Source organism: Streptomyces sp. NPDC001717 (assembly GCF_042892775.1).
Classification (GTDB): domain Bacteria; phylum Actinomycetota; class Actinomycetes; order Streptomycetales; family Streptomycetaceae; genus Streptomyces.
Window position 1 is genome coordinate 71026 of record NZ_JBIAUK010000003.1, and the last position, 21632, is coordinate 92657.

The window sequence follows — 21632 nt, forward strand, 5'->3', positions numbered from 1 at the left end:
GGGATCATGAAGCTCACCAAGCGGCTGCACTCCTGCGTCCAGCTGGAGAAGGACGGGCGCGTGCTCGTCATCGACCCGGGCGCCTTCAGCGAACCCGACGCCGGTCTCGGGGCGGACGCCCTGCTGGTCACGCACGAACATCCCGACCACTTCGACGAGGGGCGGCTGCGGGCCGCGCTCGACGCCAACCCGGCGGCCGAGCTGTGGACCCTGCGCAGCGTCGCGGACAAGATCGCCCCCGCCTACCCGGGCCGGGTGCACACCGTGGGCCACGGTGACGCCTTCACCGCCGCCGGGTTCGACGTGCGGGTCCACGGCGAGCTGCACGCCGTGATCCACCCGGACCTGCCCCGGGTCACCAATGTCGGCTACCTCGTGGAGGGTTCCCTCTTCCACCCGGGGGACGCGCTGACGGTGCCCGACGCGCCCGTGGACACCCTGATGCTCCCCGTGCACGCCCCCTGGAACAAGATCGCCGAGGTGATCGACTACCTCCGCGAGGTGAAGCCGCGCCGGGCCATCGACATCCACGACGCCTACCTCGCCGACATCGCCCGGCCGATCTACGACTTCGCCCTGGACTCCCTGGGCGGCACGGACCACGGGCGACTCACCGCCGGGGGCACCGCCGAGCTGTGATGTCGGTGCCGGGCGGTAGGTTGAACGCATGCGTATCGCCACGTTCAACGTCAACTCCATCACCGCCCGGCTGCCGCGCCTGCTGGCCTGGCTGGAGAGCTCCGGCACGGATGTGCTGTGCGTCCAGGAGACCAAGTGCTCCGCCGAGCAGTTCCCGTACGACGCGCTGCGCGAGCTGGGCTACGAGGCGGCCGTCAACGCCACCGGCCGGTGGAACGGCGTGGCCCTGCTCTCCAAGGTCGGCCTGGAGGACGTCGTCACCGGTCTGCCCGGCGGGCCCCTCTACGAGGAGGTCGACGAGCCCCGCGCCATCTCCGCCACCTGCGGCGGGGTCCGCGTCTGGTCGGTCTACGTGCCCAACGGCCGCGAGGTCGAGCACGACCACTACGGCTACAAGCTGGACTGGTTCCGCGCCCTGACCGCGGCCGTGGCCGAGGACGCGGCCGGGGCCCTTCCGTTCGCGGTGATGGGCGACTTCAACGTGGCCCCGACCGACGAGGACGTCTACGACCCGGCCGTCTTCGAGGGCCTCACGCACGTGACCCCCGCCGAGCGGGCCGCCCTGGAGGCCCTGCGCGCGGCCGGACTCTCCGACGTCTTCCCGCGCGCCCTCAAGTACGACCGCCCGTACACGTTCTGGGACTACCGGATGCTGGCGTTCCCCAAGAACAAGGGCATGCGCATCGACCTGGTGTACGGCAACGAGGCCTTCGCCAAGGCCGTCAAGGACGCCTACGTGGACCGCGAGGAGCGCAAGGGCAAGGGCGCCTCCGACCACGCCCCGGTCGTCGTGGACCTGGAGCTCTGACGACCCTCCGGACAGAACCGTGCCGTCCGATCCAGGCGCGCCCTGTGGCCGGCGGCGGATCCTGGTGCGACGCTGGGCGGTATGAACATCCCCTTCCTGGACAACTGGCTGAACCGACACGAAACGGAACAGGGCGCGGGACTTGCCGCCGCCTTCGCGGACGACCCCGAGGGCGTGGCCGAGTTGTTCTCCGAGTGCGAGATGCTGCGCGTCCAGGCGAGGGCGGCGGGGCTCGAACTCGACGAGAGCGTCGCCTCGTTGGGCGCCCTGGACCAGTTGATGCCCCGCTGGCGGCGGGATCCCGAGATCGTGCCGTGGCTCGGCAACGACGCCGGCTTCTACCTCGGCACCGTGATCATCCGCACCGTGCCGGGGACGGGCTGGGCGATCCGGCCGAGCGGCCAGCCGGTGATCCGGCTGGTCTCCGGCCGGGAGCTGAACGTGATCGAGTCGGGGGTCTCCTGGGCGATGACCGGTTCCCCCGAGCTCGGCCAGGCCTACGCCGAAGCCTCGGAGGGGTGAGCGGCATGGCCGTCGATGCGCTGATCGAGCTGCGGGGCGTCAACAAGCACTTCGGGGACCTGCACGTGCTCCGGAACATCGACCTCTCCGTCGGGCGCGGCGAGGTGGTGGTGATCATCGGCCCCTCCGGCTCCGGGAAGTCGACCCTGTGCCGGGTGATCAACCGGCTGGAGACCATCGAATCGGGCACGATCACGCTCGACGGGCAGCCGCTGCCCGAGGAGGGCAAGGAACTGGCCCGGCTGCGGGCCGAGGTGGGGATGGTCTTCCAGTCCTTCAACCTCTTCGCGCACAAGACCGTCCTCGCCAACGTCTCGCTCGCGCAGGTCAAGGTCCGCGGGCGCAAGCGGGCCGAGGCCGACAAGCGGTCCCTGGAGCTCCTGGACCGCGTCGGCCTCGCCGACCAGGCCCCGAAGTTCCCGGCCCAGCTCTCCGGCGGGCAGCAGCAGCGCGTGGCCATCGCCCGGGCCCTCGCCATGAACCCCAAGGCCCTGCTCTTCGACGAGCCCACCTCCGCCCTCGACCCGGAGATGATCAACGAGGTGCTGGAGGTCATGCGGCAGCTCGCCCAGGAGGGCATGACCATGGTCGTGGTCACCCACGAGATGGGCTTCGCCCGGTCCGCCGCCAACCGCGTCGTCTTCATGGCCGACGGGCAGATCGTCGAGGACCGCTCGCCGGAGCAGTTCTTCACCGCCCCGGAGAGCGACCGGGCCAAGGACTTCCTCTCGAAGATCCTCAAGCACTGAGGCGCTCGGTGCCCCTACGGCTCGCGCAGGGGCACCGAGACGTAACCGGGATCGGTGCGCGGCGAGGAGAAGGTCAGCTGCGCACCGAAGGGGTTGTGCTCGATGTACAGCGGGTCGACGGTGTCGATGACGAGGGCGAGCCGGTGGCCGGCGGGCACGTCGTAGGCGGTGGAGAAGAGCTCCAGGTCCACGCCGAAGGCCCGGTTCGGGGTCTTGTCGTGGAAGGTGTACGGCGCGTGGCCGACCAGCTTGCCGACGCCGAGCGGGCCGACGTCGTAGAGGTAGGCGACGAAGGTGCCGTCGGCCTTGGTGGGGGTGACGGTGGTGTGGAGCTTCACGGTGCCTCGGACGCGGCGCTCCCGGGAGTACCGCTCGGACTGCCAGACGGCGGCGAAGGCGCGGGGGAGGAGCGGGATCGAGGCGGCCGGCGGCGCCTGGGCGAGCTGGTCGAGGAGGCTGGAGAGGAAGACGACGCCGCCGTCGGCCCCGGAGTCGACGTTCGCGAAGACGTGCTCGCCGTCGGAGAGCGCGAGCTTCTCGGTGCCGCCCGCGCCGACCGACTTCCAGTCCGCGTAGCCCTCGTACCCGGCGTCGCTGCGGGACTTGATCTGTACGGGGGCCTCGGTGTCTACGCCGTTGCGCTCGCCCTTGAGGTAGCGGTCGAACCAGCGGTGGGCGTTGGTCCAGGTGTCGTTGGGCAGCCCGAGCAGTCCGGTCCCCTCGGCGGTGGCGTGGTCGCCGGGGCGGAACTCCAGCCGTTTGGGTCCGGTCAGCTCCTCGAAGAACTTCGCGTACTGGTCGGGCGGGAAGATGGTGTCGCCCCAGGCGTTGCCCAGCATGATCGCGGCGCCGTTGGCGTTGATCCGGTCCACCTGCTCGGCGGCGGAGCGCTCCCGGCCCCACTCGATCATCGCCTGCTCGTTCTCCAGCCTCGACCCGAGGAAGTCGCGCAGGATCTGCCGGAGTTCGGGGCCGGGCCGCCCGGTGAGGTACCCGGCGCCGCCGAGCAGGGCGGCGGCCTGGAGGTGCTGGGTGCGCCCCGAGTAGATGGACTCGATGAGGTCGGCCCAGCCGCTGAGCGCGACGACCGCCTTGACGCGGCTGTCGTGCGCGGAGGCCAGCAGGCTGATGCCGGCGCCGTACGAGACCCCGCCGAGGCCGATCCGGTCCGCGTCGGCGGGGGTGTGGGCGAGGGCCCAGTCGATGACGGCGGAGACGTCGGCCACGTCCGGAGGGCCGGCCACCTCGATCTGCCCGCCGGAGAGCCAGAAGCCGCGGGAGGTGTAACTCACCACCACGTAGCCGGAGTCGGCGAGCTGCTTGGCCTGGGCGATGTATTCGATCTGCGGCACGCCCCAGCTGGTGGGCAGCACGATCAGGGGGTACGTGCGGCCGGTTTCGGCGCCGGCCGGGGTGAAGACGTTGCCCTTGAGGGTGATGCCGCCGGAGCCCGGGATGTCGTGGAAGGTCACCCCGGACGAAGTCTCGGAGGCCGTGGTGATCGCGGGGGCGGGGGCGGTGGCCGCCTGGGCCTGGTGGGGGGCCAGGCCCAGGGCGGTGGCCGCCAGTACGGCTGCCACGCCTGCGGCGGCTGTGGTGGTGCGGGTGCGCTGCATCGATCGCTCCTCGCGTGCGCCGGGTCGTCAAAGTGACCCGACGGTAACGGGAGGGAGTTACCGGAAGTAACCCATTGGTGGGTTGCTTGCCGGTAACGATTGAACGAAAGTCAGTCGAGGCGCTCCGCGGCGTCAGCCGTTCTGCGGGGTCCCGGACACGGCGCTCTTGGCCTTCCACTGGTCCCAGGACAGGTTCCACTCGCCGTACCCGTTGCCGAGGTCGGCCTGGCCCTTGGAACCGTCGCCGACGACCTCGAAGGGGTCGCCGACCTGGGCCTCGGCGTAGAAGGACGCGGCATTGGCGTCGCTCATGCCCACGCACCCGGAACTGGCGTTGGCGCGGCCGAAGTTCCCCGAGTTCCAGGGCGCGGCGTGTGCGTACATGCCCGACCAGGTGAGCCGCATCGAGTAGTCGACCATCTTGTCGTAGGCGTTGCCCAGGCCCACCGTCTCGGAGTTCATCCGGATGGTGCCCTCCTTCGCCATCACCACCATCTTCCCGGACCAGGAGGCCTTCTGGCCGCCCGGCGTGCCGGCCGAGATCGGGATCGTCTTCGTCGTCTGGCCGTCCTCGGTCACCGTCAGCTTCTTGGTGTCGAGGCTGACCTCGATCCGGCGGTCCTTGCCTATCTTGAACTCGGTGTTGTAGTCGCGGGCGAACAGGCCGCCGCCCTTGCCGGAGTCCACACCGTTCAGGTGCATGTCGACCTTCACGTCGGTGCCGGACTTCCAGTGGTCCTTCGGCCGCCAGTCGACGCGGTCCTTGCCGGAGTAGTCCTTGATCCAGCCCCAGGACCCCTCGGTGCCGTTCGAGGTGGTGACCTTCAGCGCCTTCTCCACCTCGGCCTTGTTGGCGACCGGGTTGTCGAAGACGAGCGAGACGGGCATGGCCACGCCGACCGTGCTGCCCTTCGATATGTTGATCGAGACCTTGTTGACCTTGTCGGCCGCACCGGTCTTGAACTGGGCCGTGGCGTTCTGGCTGTCGGTGTTCGTCGCCTCGACCTTGTAGTCGGTGCCCGGCGAGGCGTTCCGCTCGGAGGTCCACGTCTTGCCGTCGGCGGCTATCTGCCCCGCCAGCTCGCCGCCCTTGGCGTCCGTCACCTTCACCTGCGCGAGCTTGCCGTCGGCGACGGTCACCTTCACCGGCTCGCCCGCCTTGACCTGATCGCCCGTGAGGTTCACCGATATCGCCATCGGCGCCTTCTGCTTCACCTCGGCATTGGCTTTCGCCGTGTCACCGCTCCCGCCCCCGCTTCCGCCCGAACAGGCGGTCAGTGCGGCGGCCAGGACTGCGGTACCCGCCATCACGGCGTGACGAGTGCGTATACGGCTCAACGAAAACCCCTCCGAAGTGTGAACGTCCGCAAAGTAAGAGCGCACGAAACGACTTTAGGTTGCCGAACTCCGGGAAAAGTTCGCCGAGGCCGCTGTGACATCGACCGCAGCAGAACGGTCATCGTCCGGTCACAATCGCCGCGCACGTCGGTCACGCGTGGCTGTGAGAGTCCTGTGAGCCATCGAAAAGGCGAACAGGAAGGCAGCCGTCCGTGTGTGCACTGCTCGTGACCCCCACTCAGCGCGACGAGGACCAGGAGCTCCGGGTGCGCGCCCTGTCCGTCGCCGAGTACCGGGACTTCCTTTCGGAGCACCGGCGGGCGAGTTTCCTCCAGTACCCGTCATGGGCGGAAGTGAAGGACCTCTGGCGCTCGGAAAGGGTCGGATGGCACTACCCGGACGGCCGGATACAGGGGGGCGCACTCGTTCTCTACCGCCAATTTCCCGGCACCCGCAAATACTTCGCCTACCTGCCCGAGGGCCCCGTCGCCGACTGGTCCGATCCCCACGTAGACCGCTGGCTGACCCCGCTCATGCGCCACCTGAAGGCCGCCGGAGCCTTCGCCGTCCGCATCGGTCCCACCCCCGCCTACCGCCGCTGGGACGCGGCCACCGTCAAGGCCGCCACCGGGCCGGGACGGCAGCTGTCCGACGTCCTCGCCACCGAGGTCGACCCGGTCGGCGCCGCCCTCGCCGACCGGCTGCGCACCCGGGGCTGGAAGCGGTGCGGCGGCGAGGAAGACGGCGACGCCCAGCCCCGCCACGTCTTCCGCGTACCGCTCGCGGGCCGCTCCCTCGACGACCTGTGGTCCGGCCTGAACCAGGAGTGGCGGCGCAACGTCCGCAAGGCCGGCAAGGCGGGCGTGGAGACGGTGATCGGCACCGCGGCGGACCTGCCCGAGTTCTACCGCCTGCTGCGGATCACCGAGGAGCGCGACGGCTTCCGTCTCGGCCGCTCCCTCGCGTACTACCAGCGCCAGTACGAGGCGCTCAACGCCGAGGAGCCGGGTCGGATGCGCCTCTACCTGGGCGTGCACCAGGGCGAGATACTCGCCGCCCACACGATGATCGTGGCCGGGCACCGGGCCTGGTACCAGACCGGAGCCTCCGCCGACCACCGCCGCGACGTGCGGCCCAGCAACGCGCTCCAGTGGCGCATGATGTGCGACGCCCACGGGCTCGGGGCGGAGGAGTACGACATGCGCGGGGTACCCTCCACCCTTGACCCCGACGAACGTGCTTTCGGGTTGCTGCGCTGGAAGCTCGGCACCGGCGGGCAGGTCGTCGAGACGCTCGGCGAGTGGGAGACCCCGATGGACGGATACGCCAACACGGCGCTCTACAAGGCCTTCCAGGCCTACCTGGCCCGCCGGTGAACCAGGGCACGGCAACCGCGACGGCGACCGCCGCCGCCCCCGCGCCGCAGCGGAAGAGCTCGGTGCTGCGCAGCGGCGCCGTCATGGCCGCCGGTTCGATCGTCTCGCGCGCCACCGGGTTCGTCCGCTCCGCCGTCGTCGTCGCCGCGCTCGGGACCGGACTGCTCGGCGACGGCTACGCCGTCGCCAACACGGTCCCCAACATCCTCTACATCCTGCTCATCGGCGGCGCCCTCAACGCGGTGTTCGTCCCCGAGCTGGTCCGCGCCGCCAAGGAACACGAGGACGGCGGCGCCGCCTACACCGACCGGCTGCTCACGGCCTGCACGGCCGCGCTGCTGGTCGTCACCGCCGCCGCCGTGCTCGCCGCGCCGCTGATCGTCTCCGCGTACACCGGCTACAGCGGAGGCCAGGAGTCCACCACCGTCGCCCTGGCCCGCTACTGCCTCCCGCAGATCCTCTTCTACGGGCTGTTCACCCTGCTCGGGCAGGTGCTGAACGCGCGCGGCCGGTTCGGCGCGATGATGTGGACCCCGGTCCTCAACAACCTCGTCGTCATCGCCGTCTTCGGGCTCTTCCTCTTCCTCGCCCACGACGCCGCGGACGGCCTGACCGCCTCGGATACCCGGCTGCTGGGCCTCGGCACCACCGCCGGCATCGTCGTCCAGGCCCTGGCGCTCGTCCCCTCGCTGCGCGCCGCCCGCTTCCGCTGGCGTCCCCGCTTCGACTGGCGCGGCAGCGGCCTCACCCGCCCCCTGCGCAACGCGGGTTGGCTCGTCCTGCTCGTCCTGACCAACCAACTCGCCTACTGGGTGGTGACCCGGCTCTCCACCGCCACCGGGCAGCAGGCCGTCGACGCGGGTCTCGCCGCGGGCGCCGGCTACACCGCCTACAGCAACGCCTACCTGCTGTGGATGGTCCCGCAGGGCATCGTCACCGTCTCCCTGGTCACCGCCCTCATGCCCCGGATGAGCGCCGCCGCCACCGACGGCGACCTCGCGCGCGTGCGCGCCGACGTCTCCTACGCGCTGCGCTCCAGCGCGGCCCTCGTCGTCCCGGCCTCCGCGCTCTTCGCCGCCCTCGCACCCTGGGTGATCGGCAGCGTCTTCGAGTACGGGCGCACCGGCGCGGCCGACGTCGCCGTCATGGCCGGCATGCTGGCGGCCTTCGCGCCCGGCCTGATCTCCTACTCCGCGCAGTACGTGCTCTCCCGCGGCTTCTACGCCCTGTCCGACACCCGGACCCCCTTCTTCCTCAACCTGGTCATCGCCGCCCTCAACGCCGGGCTCTCGGCGGCCGCCTACCTCCTGCTGCCGCCGCGCTGGGCGGTCACCGGCATGGCCGCGGCCTGCTCGATCGCCTTCACCGCGGGCGCCGCCGTGACCGCGTACGTCCTCGCCCGCCGGCTCGGCCCGCGCGCGGGGACCCGTACCGAAGGGGGCGCGAGCGCCGTCGCCACGCACCTGCGGCTGGTGACCGCCTGCGTGCCCGCGGCCGCCGCCGGGTACGCCGTCGCCCGCGCCGCCGACCCCCTCGGGAACGTCGCCGCCGTGGCGGCGGGAACCGGGGCCCTCGCACTCGTCGTCGTCCTCCTCGCCGGGCCGTTGCGCCTGGTGGAGATCACCGACCTGCTGGGCTCCCTGAGGCGCAAGATCGGCCGTTAGGGGGAGGCCGACCCCAAAAAGATCTTGGATACTGACCGGATGCCACGCGTACTGCTGATCGAGGACGACCCCTCCGTCCGGGAGGGCGTCGGCCTCGGCCTGCGCCGCCGCGGCCACGAGGTGAGCGCGGCGGAGACCGGCGAGGACGGGCTCGCGCTGCTCGCGAGCTTCCGTCCCGAGCTGGTCCTGCTCGACCTGATGCTGCCGGGGATCAACGGCGTGCAGGTCTGCCGCCGGATCCGCGACACCAGCGAGGTGCCGATCATCATGCTCACCGCGCGCGGCGACGACTTCGACGTGGTCGTCGGCCTGGAGGCCGGAGCCGACGACTACATCGTCAAACCCGCCCGCACCGAGGTCATCGAAGCCCGCATCAAGGCCGTCCTGCGCCGCCACAGCGACCCCACCGGCGGCCGCCCCGGCATCGAGTTCCACGCGGAACTGGCCGTCGACCGCGCCGGCCTGACCGTCGCCAAGAACGGCGTGCGCGTCCCCCTCGCCCCCAGCGAACTCAAGCTCCTGCTGCACCTGTCGGCCTCGCCCGAGCAGGTCTTCTCCCGCCAGCAGCTCCTGGAGTACGTGTGGGAGCACAGCTACCACGCCGACGCCCGCCTCGTGGACGCGTGCGTCCGCCGCCTGCGCCACAAGATCGAGGACCCCGACGCCGCCCCCCGTTACATACAGACCGTGCGGGGCTTCGGCTACCGCTTCGGCCCCCTGTAGGAGGCGGCGTTGAGAAGGATCGCGCCGCTGGGCCTGCGCACCCGACTGATAGCGGCCTTCCTGCTGGTCGCCGCGATCACCGCGGTGTCCACGGCCGCCCTGACCTACCAGAAGGCGCGCAACGCGATCCTCACCCAGACCCAGGACACCGCGGTCTCCACCCTGCGCGACCAGATCGAGCAGGAGGGCATCCAGCTGCCCATGGACCAGAAGGAACTCCAGGGCCGCGTCATCGACCTCGCCAAACGCGGCAAACCGCACCCCTGGACGATCTTCGCCGAGTACGGAGCCCTGCGCGCCTCCTCCAACGTCAGCCCGGCCACCTCCACCGTGGTCACCGACGCGCTCCGCGACAAGGTGACGGCCCACCCGCACGGCGCCTTCCAACGGGTCGAGGACCGCGCCGGGAACCCCTACCTGGTCGTGGCGATGCCCGCCGTCTTCGTCCGCGACGGAGTCCGCCAGGCCACGGGCGTCGTCTACTACGCCACCATGCCCCTCGACGCCGAACAGGCCACCGTCAAGGCCATGGTCGACGCCGCCCAGCAGGGCGCCGTCCCCGGTCTCGCCATAGCCCTGATCCCCGCCCTGCTCGCCGCGCGCAGCGTGCTGCGCCCGGTACGGGACATGCGCACCGCCGCCCAACAGCTGGGCCGGGGCCGGCTGGACACCCGTATCGAGGTCAGGGGCGCCGACGAACTCGCCGGACTCGCCCGCACCTTCAACGAGACCGCCCGCGCCCTCGAACAGTCCGTGACCGAACTCCAGGACGCCGAGGTCAGGGCCCGCCGCTTCGCCGCCGACGTCTCCCACGAACTGCGCACCCCGCTCGCCGGGATGCTCGCCGTCACCGAGGTCCTCGACGAGGACGCCGAGCACTTCGACCCGGACACCGCGAAGGCCCTGCGGCTGATCAGCGCCGAGACCGGCAAGCTCGCCGTCCTCGTCGAGGACCTCATGGAGATGTCCCGATTCGACGCCCGGGCCGCCGAGCTCAACCTCGACGACGTCGACCTGGCCGAAGCCGTCGGCAAGAGCCTGGAGCGCCGCCACTGGGACGACGGCAGGGTCGCCGTCGTCACCGACCCGGACGTCGAGGTCCGAGCCCGCCTCGACCCGCGCCGCTTCGACGTGGTCCTCGCCAACCTGGTCGGCAACGCCCTCAAGCACGGCAGCGCACCCGTCCGGGTCACCGTACGGACCGGCCCCGGGCCGGACGGCGGCGCGGACGGCGAGCGGCTCCTCATCGAGGTCGCCGACAGCGGACCGGGCATCGCCCCCGAAGTGCTCCCGCACATCTTCGACCGCTTCTTCAAGGCCGACGCGGCCCGCACCCGCTCGACGGGCAGCGGCCTCGGCCTCGCCATATCCCTGGAGAACGCCCGCCTGCACGGCGGCACCCTCCGCGCGGCCAACGGGCCGGCCGGCGGCGCGGTCTTCACCCTCGACATGCCCCTGGAGGCACGCGCATGACCCGGGTACGGGCGGCGGCCGCCGCGACGACCCTGCTGGCCCCGCTGCTGCTCGCAGGGCTGGCCGGATGCGGGATCAAGCCCACCGGGCCGGTCGACAGCGGTTCCGCCGCCACCGTGCTCGTGGCCGGCCCGGAGGGCTTCTCCATGCTCTACTTCCTCGGCCCCGACGGCCGCCTCGTGCCGTCCCCGCAGCGGGACGTGCCCAAGGTGCCGCCGGTCGAACTGCTCAACCGGCTGCTGGACGGCCCCGGCCAGCGGGAGCGGGAAGCCGGCCTCACCACCGAGGTCCCCTCCCTCCACGGCAAGCGGGTGGACCTTCCGGCCATCTCGTCCCCGTCGCGTGACGTGCTGACCGTCCACCTGCCCCTCGACGCCGAGGACCTGACGCCGAACGCCCGACGCCAACTGGTGTGCACCCTCGGCTCCACGGCGTCCAAGGGCGTGCGGCTCACCGTCGCCGTCAAGGGGTCCTACGGCACCCTCGACGCGATCGGCTGCGACGGCCGGCCGTAGCGAGTTCCACAACGGGCCCCGGCCGGGCTTGCGCGAACGGCCCGGCGGCCGACACCGTGGCCCCATGGACCACGCCGGTGACGTCCCCGACGTCTTCGATCCCCGCGTCTACGCCGAGGGCGTCCCCCACGAGCGCTACCGGCTGCTGCGCGAGCGGCACCCGGTGGCCTGGCAGGCGGAGCCCGAGATCCAGGGCTGGCCCGCCGGTCCCGGCTTCTGGGCCGTCACCCGGCACGCCGACGTCGTACGCGTCCTGCGCGACCACCGCACGTACTCCTCCTGGCTGGGCGCCACGCAGATCCGCGACCCCGACCCGGCCGACCTGCCCTTCCTGCGCCGCACCATGCTCAACCAGGATCCCCCCGACCACGGCCGACTGCGTCGGCTCGTCTCCCGGGCCTTCACCCCCGCCCGCGTCGACGCCTTCGCCGGCCGGGTGCGGGACCGCGCCCGCTCCCTGCTCGCCGCCGCCCGGGACGGCGCCGAGGACGGCTCCGCCGACCTGGTGCGGACCGTCACCGACGAGTACGCCCTGCTGAACCTCACCGACCTGCTGGGAGTCCCGCCCTCCGACCGCGCCCTGCTGCTGGAGTGGACCGTACGGATCATCGGCTACCAGGACCCCGAGGACGCCCCGGCCCCGCTGCTCGGCCCCGACGGAAAACCCCTCAACCCGCGCTCTCCGGCGCTGCTCGGCGAGATGTTCGCGTACGCCCGCGAACTCGCCGCCCACAAGCGCGCGCACCCCGGCGACGACGTGATGACCGCCCTGGCCCTGGCCGGACTCGACCCGGCCGAACTGGAGATGTTCTTCTTCCTGCTGACCGTCGCCGGCAACGACACCGTGCGCAGCGCCGCCCCCGGCGGACTCCTCGCGCTGGCCGGTGCCCCCGACGCCTACCGGGCGCTCGCCGACGGGCGCGCCCCGCAGGACCGGGCCGTCGAGGAACTGCTGCGCGTCCACCCGCCCGTGCTCAGCTTCCGCCGCACCGCCGCCGTGGACCACACGCTCGCCGGGCAGCCGATCCGGGCCGGTGACAAGGTGGTGGTCTTCCACGCCTCCGCCAACCACGACGAACGCGTCTTCACCGACCCCGGCCGCCTCGACCCGAACCGCACGCCCAACCCGCACGTCTCCTTCGGCGACGGTCCGCACGTCTGCCTCGGCGCCCACTTCGCCCGGCTCCAGCTGCGCACCCTCTACGAGGAGTGGTGCGCGACCATGCCACCGCCCGAACCGACCGGTGCCCCGCGCCGGTTGGTCTCCAACTTCATCAACGGGATCACACGGCTGCCGCTACGGGTCTGCGGGCCGCCGAGGTGACGTCCGCGACCAGCTCCGACACGTCGGGCCCGTAGGCGTCGGAGTTGACGACCTTCAGCACGAGGCAGAAGGAGTTCCCGTCGTACTTGCGGGCGAGCTTGCGGTGGTGCCGAGCCAGGTAACGGGCCGCGGCCTGATTGCTGTTGGCGGTCTGCCCCGACAGCAGGAACACGGGCCGGGAGCCCCGGTCCGTCGTCAGCCGCGCCAGCAGCACGTACTCGACCAGGCCCCTCTCCCACCGGTACGTCTCCCCGCCGACGCTGATGGACCCCCGGTCCGGGCCGGGCTCGGTGGAGACGTCGACGCGCACTCCGGGGAGCATGGAGGCCAGGTGGGCCGTCGTCCGGGCGTTGGACGCCGGTCCGCCGACACAGAACTCCGCCCGCTCGCCGAAGCCCTGGCGGGCCGCGTCGTGGGTGACGATCTGGAGGTTCGCCCCGCAGTCCTTGATCAGGGCCGATATCTCCAGCAGCGCGAAGGCATCGTTGCGGTGCAGGGACGCATCGGTGCCGCCCATCTGCCGGTTGACCACGAACAGGCAGTCGGAGCCGGTGGGCAGACCGAAGAAGGCCTGCTTGCGGCGCAGCGCCCGCCGCCACTGGTAGGTCCGGGTGAACCAGCCGAAACCGCCGCTGACGGCGGTCGCTATCACCCCGAGCACGATGTTGCGCAGGTCCTCGTTCATGCGCGGGATGCTAAGGCATCCGGGTGGCGGGTTCACGGGGCCGGTGCCGCTCCGGTGGGACGCGATGCCCTGACGGGGCGCCGGCTCGGCCGCTAGGCTCGGCCCACGCTGCCACTGGAGGTCCGGATGCACCGTCGCGCCGCACATCGGTTAGCCCTCGTAGCCCTCGCCGGGGCACTCGTCTCCACCGGGGCGGCCGCCCCGCCGGGCACGGGCACCCCGGCCAAGGTGCCCGTCGCGGCCGGCTACGGAGGGGCCGTCGCCAGCGTCGACGCGGACGCCTCCGCCGCGGGCATCGCCGTGCTGCGCTCGGGCGGCAACGCCGTCGACGCGGCCGTCGCCACCGCCGCCGCGCTCGGGGTCACCGAGCCGTACTCGGCGGGCATCGGCGGAGGCGGCTACCTCGTCTACTACGACGCCGAGTCCCGCCGCGTGCACACCATCGACGGCCGCGAGACCGCCCCCGCGACCGCCACCGCCGGCCTCTTCCAGGAGAACGGGGTACCGATCCCCTTCGCGGAGGGCCAGACCAGCGGCCTCGGCGTCGGCGTCCCCGGCACCCCCGCCACCTGGAAGAGCGCCCTCGACGCCTGGGGCAGCCGCCCGCTGGGCCAACTGCTGCGGCCCGCCGAGAAGTTGGCCCGTGACGGCTTCACCGTGGACGAGACCTTCCGCTCGCAGACGGCCCTCAACGAGGCCCGGTTCAGGGACTTCCCCGACACCGCCAAGCTGTTCCTGCCGGGCGGCGCCCTGCCGGTGGTCGGCTCCACCTTCAAGAACCCCGACCTGGCCGCCACGTACGAGGAACTCGGCCGCAAGGGCACCGGAGCGCTCTACCGCGGCCCGCTCGCCGAGGACATCGTCCGGGCCGTCCGCACGCCCCCGGTCGACCCGGCCGCCACCCGCAAGGTCCGCGCAGGCGACCTGACCGCCGGCGACCTGCGCGCGTACGGGACCAAACGCCAGGCCCCGACCCGGATCGGCTACCGCGACCTGGACGTCTACGGCATGGCGCCCTCGTCCTCCGGCGGCACCACCGTCGGCGAGGCGCTGAACATCCTGGAGGGCGGCGACCTCTCGAAGCTCTCCGAGGCCCAGTACCTGCACCGCTTCATCGAGGCCTCCAGGATCTCCTTCGCCGACCGGGGCCGCTGGGTCGGCGACCCGGCCGCCCAGGACGTCCCGACGAAGGAACTGCTCTCCCAGGCGTTCGCCGACTCGCGCGCCTGCCTGATCAAGCCCGACCGCGCCCTGACCAGCCCGCTGGCCCCCGGCGATCCGCACAGCCCCGCGGCCTGCGCGACCACCGGGCAGGCCGCCCCGACCACGTACGAGGGTGAGAACACCACCCACCTGACGGTCGCCGACCGCTGGGGCAACGTCGTCTCCTACACCCTGACCATCGAGTCCACCGGAGGCAGCGCGATCACCGTGCCGGGCCGCGGCTTCCTGCTCAACAACGAGCTGACGGACTTCTCCTTCGCCCCGGCCGCCCCCGGCGTCCCGGACCCGAACCTGCCCGGCCCCGGCAAGCGGCCGCGCTCCTCGATGTCCCCGACGATCGTCCTCCAGGACGGCCGGCCGGTCCTGGCCGTCGGCTCCCCGGGCGGCGCCACCATCATCACCACCGTCCTGCAGACCCTGATCGGCCACCTGGACCGGGGCCTGCCGCTCGTCGACGCGATCGCCGCGCCGCGGGCCAGCCAGCGCAACCAGACCACCACCGAGCTGGAGCCGGGCCTGTGGAACAGCCCGCTGCGCACGGAGCTGGAGGCGCTCGGGCAGGGCTTCCGGCAGAACCCGGAGATCGGCGCCGCCACGGGCGTCCAGCGCCTTCCGGACGGCCGCTGGCTGGCGGCCGCCGAAACCACCCGCCGGGGCGGTGGCTCGGCGATGGTCGTACGCCCGTACGGCAAGCCGTAGGGGCTACAGGGCGGTCAGGATCCTCGGACCGTGGGCGGTGATCGCGACCGTGTGCTCCGCGTGCGCGGCGCGGCTGCCGTCGACGGTGCGCAGGGTCCAGCCGTCCGCGTCGCAGGTGTAGTCGTCCGTACCGCCCGCGATCAGCATCGGCTCGATCGCCAGGACCATGCCGGGGCGCAGCCGCACGCCGCGCCCCGGCGGGCCCTCGTTGGGCACGCCCGGCTCCTCGTGCATCGTGCGGCCCACGCCGTGGCCGCCGAAGCCGTCCGGGATCCCGTATCCGGCGCGCCGGCACACCGTGCCGATCGCGTGGGCGATGTCGCCGATCCGGTTGCCGGGCACGGCGGCGGCGATGCCGGCCGCGAGGGCCGCCTCCGAGGCCCTGATGAGCCGCAGGTCGGCCGGGCGGGGCCGGCCGACCGTGAAACTGACGGCCGCGTCCCCGACCCAGCCGCGCAGCTTCGCGCCGCAGTCGATGCTCACCAGATCGCCGTCGCGCAGCCGGTATCCGTCCGGGACGCCGTGCACGATCGCGTCGTTGACCGAGGCGCAGACGACGGCCGGGAAGGGCACCGGCGCGAACCGCGGCCGGTAGCCGAGGAAGGGCGAGGAGGCGCCCGCCTCGCGCAGCACGGCCCGCGCCACCCGGTCCAGTTCCAGCAGGGACACCCCGACCCGCGCGCTCTCGCGCACGGCGGCCAGGGCGTGCGCGACCACCCGGCCCGCCGCGCGCATCTCGTCGATCGACCGGTCCGTCTTCAGTTCCATCATGCCAATTACTATACCGGTATAACTTTACCGGGATACTTATTGGCGTGACGGGGTAGGCTGACGGCATGGTCCGTACCCCCTTGACCCCGGAAGAGCGCGAGCGCGGCGAGCGGCTGGGCGCGCTGCTGCGGGAAGCCCGCGGCGCGCGCAGCATGGTCGAGGTCGCGGCCGGCGCCGGGCTGTCCGCCGAGACCCTTCGCAAGATCGAGACCGGCCGGGCCCCCACCCCCGCCTTCTTCACCGTCGCCGCCCTCGCCGAGGCCCTGGGCCTCTCCCTGGACGACGTGATCCGCCGCTGCGCCCTCGTCCCCGCCTGACGGCCGGGCCCCTGTCGTTCCGCCCCGCGCGGCGGTGACCGAGGGCTAGGCTCACGCCATGACTGGGACTGCGACTCTCGACGAGCTCAACCGGGGCAGATACGTCAGCCTCACCACCTTCCGCAAGGACGGCACGCCCGTCGCCACCCCGGTGTGGGCGGTGGCCGACTCCGGCGAGTTGTACGTGTGGACGCGCACCGAGACCTGGAAGGTGAAGCGGATCCGCAACAACGGCCGGGTCACCGTCGCCCCGTGCGACGTGAAGGGGCGGGTGCCCGAGGGGGCGTCGGTCGTGGAGGGCGAGGCGCGGCTGCTCGACGAGGCGGGCCTGAAGCGGGTGCGCAAGCTGATGTCCCGGAAGTACACCTGGCAGTTCTGGGCGCTGGACCTGCCCGGCGCGATGGCCCGGCTGGGCAAGCGGCCGCACACCGCGATCGCCGTGAAGGTTTGAAGTGCGCGTAGCCCGCCCGTAACACTGGTGCGATCCAATGCGGTCCATGGAGACCGCGACTTCGCTGGTGATCATTCAACTCTCCGACTATTTGCGGGGGTTGACGCAGAGGCTGGACCCGGGGGCGGGCTGGTACGGGGAGTTCCTGCACCGGGACCCGGACGGCATGCGGGCCTGTCTCGACGGACGCGCGATGGCGCCGTGGGACGTGGTGGAGTCCCTCCTCGCGGACCTGGCGGTGGCCCGGGGTGCGGAGTTCGCCGAGCGGGAGAGCGCGTACGCGGCCCGGCTGCGGGCGGCGGCCGTCATGGCGTGGGACCGGCTGCCGGGCGGCGATGCGGAACTGCGGACGCTGCTGGCGGCGTCGGCGGCGCAGCGTGCGGACTCGGAGGCGGCGCTGCGGCACCTCGCGGAGCGGCTGTCCTCCACCACCGACCCGGCGGAGGCGGAGGCCCTGTCCCGGGAGCTGGCGTGGACCCGCGACGACGCGACCCGTGCCACGTCCCGCCAGGCCGACCTGACGTCCCGCCTCGCCGCCGTGTCCCCACCCGGGGAGGCGGCGCCGGCCCCCGCTGCCCCGGCCGCGCCGGGATCCCTTCCCGGATCGGACCGGCCGGGGCCTGCGGAGGCCGGCCCGGGCCGGGCGGGTACGGCCGCCGGATCGGACCGGCCGGGGCCTGCGGCTCCCGGGACCCCCGGCCCGGTGGGTGCCGGGCCATGGGTGCCCGGGCATGCCCGTCCCGAAGGCGAGCCGCTGGAGGCGGTGCCGCGGCAGCGGGCGCCCGAGGTCGGTGAGCGGCCCGTCGGGCGGGCCGAGGGGCGGTGGCTGCGGGGCGGGCGCCGCTCGGGCGGCGCCCGGTACGCGGGCTCGGCGGCCCCCGAACCCCCGGCCTTCACCCCGCCCCCGGGCGCGGGCACTCCCGCCCCGTACCTCGCCCCGAGTGGAGCCCGCTTCGGCCGCACCGGCCCGGAACGCGGCGCACCGGCAGCCTCACCCCGGCCGCCGGAGCGGACTCCCCACCAGCCACCCCCGACCACCCGGCACCGCCCGGCGCCGGAGGACTTCCCGGGGAACCCGGCAGGAGCCCGGGCGGGTTCTGCCGAGCCCCGGGCGGCCCGGTACCCCGAGGCCTCGGCGGCAGGCCCGGCAGGCCTGGGCGAGTCGCCGCCGGACGACTTCCCGCGGGCGCCCTCGACCCGGGGCCCCGCAGGGGCGCGGGTCGGGCAAAGCACCCCGGTGCCGGGCGGCTTTCCCGGGGATCCCGCAGCGGTCCGGGCGGGGTCGGGCGAGCCAGGGACCGGACGCCCGCCCGGGCAAGGCGAGCCGGCAGCGGGTGGCTTCCCCGGCGGGTCCGCCGGGGGGTCCGCCGGAGGCTCCCCGCAAGGGGTCGTCGAAGCGCTGCTCGTGTTGCGGGCGCAGCACCGCACCGGCGAGGCGCACGCCTTGTTGTGCGAGGCCGCGGCCTGGCCCGCCGGGCGGTTGCCCGCGCTCGCCGCCGAGTTGAACCGTGCCGGGCTCGCCGCCGACTGGGCCACCCTGCTGTGGGAGGCGGCCTCGCTCCCGCCCGAGCGCCTCGCCGCGGCCGCGGCCGCCCTCGGCGGGGCCGGCCGCGAGGCCGACTGCGACGGGCTGCTCCGCCAGGGCGCGGCCCGCCCCGCCGCCGAGATCGCCGATGCCGCCCTCGCCCTCGGCGCCGCGGGGCGGGACCGGGAGGCCCAGACCCTGCTCGGCGCCTACGTCCGGCTGCACACCGCCGAGGAGTCCGCCGCCCTGGCCCGCCACGACCCGCAGTGGTTCACCCCACGCCTGCTGGACGCGGCCCGCGCCCTGTCCCGCACCCACCACCGCGACCTGTCCCACGCCCTGCGCGTGTCCGGCGTCGCCGTTCCGTAGGAGGCGGAGCCCCGAATCCTCCAGCCCCGCCGGCACCCTCCAGCCCCGCCGGCGTTTGAGGCGCGGGGTCCGGGGCCAGCGGGCGATTCCAGCCCGTCCGGCGTTTAGGACCGGGGTCCGGGGCGGGCGGGCGATTTCAGCCCGTCCGGCGTTTAGGACCGGGGTCCGGGGCGGAGCCCCGGGGAACGGTGGAAGGGCGGGTAGGGGACCGGCTCCGCGCAGCGGCACTGCCCTTGGCCGGGGCGGGCCGGGGTGCCGTCGGGGTCGGGCGCGCGCCGGGGCACCTCCTCGGGCGTCGAACCCCATGCGGCACTGGCAAGTGGATCGGGTTTCGTTCGACGCCCTGCGGGGGCGCCCCGCCGCACACCCGACCCCGCCGGCGCGGGGGGTACGGGCAGAGGCCGGTACGCGGAGCACCGGCGTCCGACGCCCCGCGGGGGCGCCCCGCCGCACACCCGACCCCGACGGCGCGGGGGTGCGCGGAGGGCCCGGGCGCCAGCGTTCGGCACCCCGCATCGGCCGCCCACCAACCGGTCGCCCGACGACCGCAAACGACCGCGTGGTGACGTAACTTGATCGACTACTCCAACTGCGCATGGTGGTCTTGCCCCAGGCTGTGACGAGGCCTACGTTCTACTCCCTACGTACACCGTCTACGTGCGTAGAACCGGCGTTCCCGTCGCGAGGAGCAGCTCATGGCCCAAGTCGTCCGCGCCGCGCTGGTCCAGGCCACCTGGACCGGAGACACCGACTCGATGATCGCCAAACACGAGGAGCACGCCCGCCGTGCCGCCGCGCAAGGCGCGCAGATCATCGGCTTCCAGGAGGTGTTCAACGCCCCCTACTTCTGCCAGGTCCAGGAGCCCGAGCACTACCGCTGGGCCGAGGCCGTCCCCGACGGCCCGACCGTCCGACGCATGCAGGACCTGGCCCGCGAGACCGGCATGGTCATCGTCGTCCCGGTCTTCGAACTCGAAAGCGCCGGCTTCTACTACAACACCGCCGCCGTCATCGACGCCGACGGCAGCTACCTCGGCAAGTACCGCAAGCACCACATCCCGCAGGTGAAGGGATTCTGGGAGAAGTACTACTTCCGCCCGGGAAACCTCGGCTGGCCCGTCTTCGACACCGCCGTCGGCAGGGTGGGCGTGTACATCTGCTACGACCGGCACTTCCCCGAGGGATGGCGCCAACTGGGTCTGGCGGGCGCACAGCTCGTCTACAACCCGTCCGCCACCTCCCGGGGCCTGTCCGCGTACCTGTGGCAGCTGGAGCAGCCCGCCTCCGCCGTCGCCAACGAGTACTTCGTCGCCGCCATCAACCGCGTCGGCCAGGAGGAGTACGGCGACAACGACTTCTACGGCACCAGCTACTTCGTCGACCCGCGCGGCCAGTTCGTCGGCGACGTCGCCAGCGACAAGGAGGAGGAACTCCTCGTCCGCGACCTCGACTTCGGCCTCATCGAAGAGGTCCGCACCCAGTGGGCGTTCTACCGTGACCGCCGCCCCGACGCCTACGGAGGGCTCGTACAGCCGTGACCAACCCCACCCCGCTCCACAGTCGCCACCGCACCGTCATGCCCGACTGGCTCGCGCTCTACTACAAGCACCCCATCGAGCTCACCCACGGCGAGGGCCGCCACGTCTGGGACGCCGACGGCAACCGCTACCTCGACTTCTTCGGCGGCATCCTCACCACGATGACCGCCCACGCCCTGCCCGAGGTCACCAAGGCCGTGGCGGAACAGGCCGGGCGGATCATCCACTCCTCCACCCTCTACCTCAACCGGCCGATGATCGAGCTGGCCGAGCGGGTGGCGGCCCTGTCCGGGATCCCCGACGCCCGGGTCTTCTTCACCACCTCCGGCACCGAGGCCAACGACACCGCCCTGCTGCTCGCGACGACGTACCGCCGCTCCAACCAGATCCTGGCGATGCGCAACAGCTACCACGGCCGGTCCTTCTCCACCGTCTCGATCACCGGCAACCGAGGTTGGTCCCCGACCAGCCTCTCGCCGCTCCAGACGTACTACGTCCACGGCGCGGTCCGCACCCGCGGCCCCCTCGCCCACCTCGACGACGCTGGCTTCACGGCCGCCGCCGTCGCGGACCTGGAGGACGTACTGGGCCAGGCCCGCGGGGGAGTGGCCGCCCTCATCGCCGAGCCGATCCAGGGCGTCGGCGGCTTCACCTCGCCGCCCGACGGCCTGTACGGGGCCTTCCGCGAGGTCCTCGACCGCCACGGCATCCTGTGGATCAGCGACGAGGTGCAGACCGGCTGGGGCCGTACCGGCGAACACTTCTGGGGCTGGCAGGCCCACGCCCAGAACGGCCCGCCGGACATCCTCACCTTCGCCAAGGGAATCGGCAACGGCATGTCCATCGGCGGCGTCGTGGCCCGCGCCGAGGTGATGAACTGCATCGACTCCAACTCCATCTCCACCTTCGGCGGTTCACCCGTCACCATGGCCGCGGGCGTCGCCAACCTCGCGTACCTCCTGGAGCACGACCTCCAGGGCAACGCGCGCCGCGTCGGCGGCCTGCTCCTGGAGCGGCTGCGCGCCATCGCGGCGCACGTGCCCGCCGTACGGGAGGTCCGCGGCCGCGGCCTGATGGCCGGCCTGGAGCTGACCCGGCCCGGCACCGACCAGGCCGACCCCGACGCGGCCGGCGCCGTACAGGAAGCCGCCCGCGAGGCCGGCCTGCTGATCGGCAAGGGCGGCGGCCACAACACCAGCGTGCTGCGCATCGCGCCGCCGCTCTCCCTCACCGTCGCCGAGGCGGAAGAGGGCGCCGACATCCTCGAACAGGCATTGCGCAGCATCCAGTAGAGGGGGACGCACCG

At 72.8% G+C, this 21632-nt stretch carries 20 protein-coding genes; 16 read left to right on the plus strand and 4 right to left on the minus strand.

From position 1 onward, the window contains the following. Positions 1 to 6: 6 nt before the first annotated feature. The 4 genes from ACFYZL_RS07690 to ACFYZL_RS07705 all read left to right on the plus strand — a co-directional run bounded on the left by ACFYZL_RS07690 (position 7) and on the right by ACFYZL_RS07705 (position 2718). Positions 7 to 639 (plus strand): MBL fold metallo-hydrolase, encoded by a 633-nt coding sequence (locus tag ACFYZL_RS07690; RefSeq protein WP_384750093.1) that lies wholly within the window; start codon positions 7 to 9, stop codon positions 637 to 639. Positions 640 to 667: 28 nt separating this feature from the next. Then, positions 668 to 1447, plus strand: coding sequence for an exodeoxyribonuclease III (locus ACFYZL_RS07695; RefSeq protein ID WP_384750090.1), 780 nt, complete (start codon positions 668 to 670; stop codon positions 1445 to 1447). A gap of 81 nt (positions 1448 to 1528) precedes the next feature. Further along, on the plus strand, positions 1529 to 1969 hold the full coding sequence (locus tag ACFYZL_RS07700) for a DUF6278 family protein (RefSeq protein ID WP_384750087.1): 441 nt from the start codon (positions 1529 to 1531) through the stop codon (positions 1967 to 1969). 5 nt (positions 1970 to 1974) lie between these two features. Continuing rightward, positions 1975 to 2718, plus strand: coding sequence for an amino acid ABC transporter ATP-binding protein (locus ACFYZL_RS07705; RefSeq protein ID WP_384750084.1), 744 nt, complete (start codon positions 1975 to 1977; stop codon positions 2716 to 2718). A 14-nt stretch (positions 2719 to 2732) separates the two neighbouring features. Here ACFYZL_RS07705 and ACFYZL_RS07710 read toward each other — a convergent pair whose 3' ends face one another. Both ACFYZL_RS07710 and ACFYZL_RS07715 read right to left on the minus strand, forming a co-directional pair. Continuing rightward, the gene (locus ACFYZL_RS07710) at positions 2733 to 4334 is read right to left on the minus strand and encodes a CocE/NonD family hydrolase (RefSeq protein WP_388677045.1); all 1602 of its coding nucleotides are present in this window, start codon (positions 4332 to 4334) and stop codon (positions 2733 to 2735) included. Between the two features lie 132 nt (positions 4335 to 4466). Then, on the minus strand, positions 4467 to 5642 hold the full coding sequence (locus ACFYZL_RS07715) for an Ig-like domain-containing protein (RefSeq protein WP_384750123.1): 1176 nt from the start codon (positions 5640 to 5642) through the stop codon (positions 4467 to 4469). Positions 5643 to 5899: 257 nt separating this feature from the next. Between ACFYZL_RS07715 and ACFYZL_RS07720 the strand changes: the two genes are divergently transcribed. The 6 genes from ACFYZL_RS07720 to ACFYZL_RS07745 all read left to right on the plus strand — a co-directional run bounded on the left by ACFYZL_RS07720 (position 5900) and on the right by ACFYZL_RS07745 (position 12747). Next, the gene (locus tag ACFYZL_RS07720; protein WP_388677048.1) at positions 5900 to 7048 is read left to right on the plus strand and encodes a lipid II:glycine glycyltransferase FemX; all 1149 of its coding nucleotides are present in this window, start codon (positions 5900 to 5902) and stop codon (positions 7046 to 7048) included. Beyond that, the gene (murJ, locus tag ACFYZL_RS07725) at positions 7045 to 8712 is read left to right on the plus strand and encodes a murein biosynthesis integral membrane protein MurJ (protein WP_388677051.1); all 1668 of its coding nucleotides are present in this window, start codon (positions 7045 to 7047) and stop codon (positions 8710 to 8712) included. Before ACFYZL_RS07720 ends, murJ begins: the two co-directional genes overlap by 4 nt. Positions 8713 to 8751: 39 nt before the next feature. After that, complete coding sequence (locus tag ACFYZL_RS07730) at positions 8752 to 9435, plus strand: response regulator (RefSeq protein ID WP_384750073.1); 684 nt, start codon at positions 8752 to 8754, stop codon at positions 9433 to 9435. A 9-nt stretch (positions 9436 to 9444) separates the two neighbouring features. Next, positions 9445 to 10908 (plus strand): ATP-binding protein, encoded by a 1464-nt coding sequence (locus ACFYZL_RS07735; protein ID WP_384750070.1) that lies wholly within the window; start codon positions 9445 to 9447, stop codon positions 10906 to 10908. Next, positions 10905 to 11423: a GerMN domain-containing protein gene (locus ACFYZL_RS07740; RefSeq protein WP_388677055.1), complete on the plus strand. Its 519-nt coding sequence runs from the start codon at positions 10905 to 10907 to the stop codon at positions 11421 to 11423. Before ACFYZL_RS07735 ends, ACFYZL_RS07740 begins: the two co-directional genes overlap by 4 nt. Before the next feature lie 64 nt (positions 11424 to 11487). Then, complete coding sequence (locus ACFYZL_RS07745) at positions 11488 to 12747, plus strand: cytochrome P450 (protein ID WP_388677058.1); 1260 nt, start codon at positions 11488 to 11490, stop codon at positions 12745 to 12747. On the opposite strand, the gene ACFYZL_RS07750 is transcribed toward ACFYZL_RS07745, so the two are convergent. After that, a complete protein-coding gene (locus tag ACFYZL_RS07750; RefSeq protein WP_384750051.1) occupies positions 12707 to 13432 on the minus strand; it encodes a hypothetical protein in 726 nt (241 codons plus the stop codon). The genes ACFYZL_RS07745 and ACFYZL_RS07750 overlap by 41 nt on opposite strands. A gap of 126 nt (positions 13433 to 13558) precedes the next feature. Here ACFYZL_RS07750 and ggt point away from each other — a divergent pair, with 126 nt between their 5' ends. After that, entirely contained in the window at positions 13559 to 15355 is a 1797-nt protein-coding gene (gene ggt / locus ACFYZL_RS07755) for a gamma-glutamyltransferase (RefSeq protein WP_388677062.1), read from the plus strand. A gap of 3 nt (positions 15356 to 15358) precedes the next feature. Here ggt and map read toward each other — a convergent pair whose 3' ends face one another. Continuing rightward, a complete protein-coding gene (gene map / locus ACFYZL_RS07760) occupies positions 15359 to 16126 on the minus strand; it encodes a type I methionyl aminopeptidase (protein ID WP_384750045.1) in 768 nt (255 codons plus the stop codon). 65 nt (positions 16127 to 16191) lie between these two features. On the opposite strand from map, the gene ACFYZL_RS07765 reads away from it, so the two are divergent. The 5 genes from ACFYZL_RS07765 to ACFYZL_RS07785 all read left to right on the plus strand — a co-directional run bounded on the left by ACFYZL_RS07765 (position 16192) and on the right by ACFYZL_RS07785 (position 21618). Then, positions 16192 to 16443: a helix-turn-helix domain-containing protein gene (locus tag ACFYZL_RS07765; protein ID WP_384595243.1), complete on the plus strand. Its 252-nt coding sequence runs from the start codon at positions 16192 to 16194 to the stop codon at positions 16441 to 16443. A 58-nt stretch (positions 16444 to 16501) separates the two neighbouring features. Next, positions 16502 to 16894: a PPOX class F420-dependent oxidoreductase gene (locus ACFYZL_RS07770; RefSeq protein WP_388677065.1), complete on the plus strand. Its 393-nt coding sequence runs from the start codon at positions 16502 to 16504 to the stop codon at positions 16892 to 16894. Between the two features lie 46 nt (positions 16895 to 16940). Next, the gene (locus tag ACFYZL_RS07775; RefSeq protein ID WP_388677068.1) at positions 16941 to 18788 is read left to right on the plus strand and encodes a hypothetical protein; all 1848 of its coding nucleotides are present in this window, start codon (positions 16941 to 16943) and stop codon (positions 18786 to 18788) included. Positions 18789 to 19483: 695 nt separating this feature from the next. Then, the gene (locus ACFYZL_RS07780) at positions 19484 to 20326 is read left to right on the plus strand and encodes a nitrilase-related carbon-nitrogen hydrolase (RefSeq protein ID WP_376656798.1); all 843 of its coding nucleotides are present in this window, start codon (positions 19484 to 19486) and stop codon (positions 20324 to 20326) included. Between the two features lie 38 nt (positions 20327 to 20364). Next, positions 20365 to 21618, plus strand: a complete 1254-nt coding sequence (locus ACFYZL_RS07785; protein WP_388677597.1) for an aspartate aminotransferase family protein — start codon at positions 20365 to 20367, stop codon at positions 21616 to 21618. Positions 21619 to 21632 lie beyond the last annotated feature (14 nt).

Coding starts and splice junctions, on each gene's coding strand:
- ACFYZL_RS07740 (WP_388677055.1), top strand. CDS start 10,905: ATGACCCGGGTACGGGCGGCGGCCGCCGCGACGACCCTGCTGGCCCCG.
- ACFYZL_RS07785 (WP_388677597.1), top strand. CDS start 20,365: ATGCCCGACTGGCTCGCGCTCTACTACAAGCACCCCATCGAGCTCACC.
- ACFYZL_RS07710 (WP_388677045.1), bottom strand. CDS start 4,334: ATGCAGCGCACCCGCACCACCACAGCCGCCGCAGGCGTGGCAGCCGTA.
- map (WP_384750045.1), bottom strand. CDS start 16,126: ATGATGGAACTGAAGACGGACCGGTCGATCGACGAGATGCGCGCGGCG.
- ACFYZL_RS07700 (WP_384750087.1), top strand. CDS start 1,529: ATGAACATCCCCTTCCTGGACAACTGGCTGAACCGACACGAAACGGAA.
- ACFYZL_RS07690 (WP_384750093.1), top strand. CDS start 7: ATGAAGCTCACCAAGCGGCTGCACTCCTGCGTCCAGCTGGAGAAGGAC.
- ACFYZL_RS07770 (WP_388677065.1), top strand. CDS start 16,502: ATGACTGGGACTGCGACTCTCGACGAGCTCAACCGGGGCAGATACGTC.
- ACFYZL_RS07715 (WP_384750123.1), bottom strand. CDS start 5,642: ATGGCGGGTACCGCAGTCCTGGCCGCCGCACTGACCGCCTGTTCGGGC.
- ACFYZL_RS07750 (WP_384750051.1), bottom strand. CDS start 13,432: ATGAACGAGGACCTGCGCAACATCGTGCTCGGGGTGATAGCGACCGCC.
- ACFYZL_RS07695 (WP_384750090.1), top strand. CDS start 668: ATGCGTATCGCCACGTTCAACGTCAACTCCATCACCGCCCGGCTGCCG.
- ACFYZL_RS07730 (WP_384750073.1), top strand. CDS start 8,752: ATGCCACGCGTACTGCTGATCGAGGACGACCCCTCCGTCCGGGAGGGC.
- ACFYZL_RS07705 (WP_384750084.1), top strand. CDS start 1,975: ATGGCCGTCGATGCGCTGATCGAGCTGCGGGGCGTCAACAAGCACTTC.
- ggt (WP_388677062.1), top strand. CDS start 13,559: ATGCACCGTCGCGCCGCACATCGGTTAGCCCTCGTAGCCCTCGCCGGG.
- ACFYZL_RS07765 (WP_384595243.1), top strand. CDS start 16,192: ATGGTCCGTACCCCCTTGACCCCGGAAGAGCGCGAGCGCGGCGAGCGG.
- ACFYZL_RS07775 (WP_388677068.1), top strand. CDS start 16,941: ATGGAGACCGCGACTTCGCTGGTGATCATTCAACTCTCCGACTATTTG.
- ACFYZL_RS07780 (WP_376656798.1), top strand. CDS start 19,484: ATGGCCCAAGTCGTCCGCGCCGCGCTGGTCCAGGCCACCTGGACCGGA.
- ACFYZL_RS07745 (WP_388677058.1), top strand. CDS start 11,488: ATGGACCACGCCGGTGACGTCCCCGACGTCTTCGATCCCCGCGTCTAC.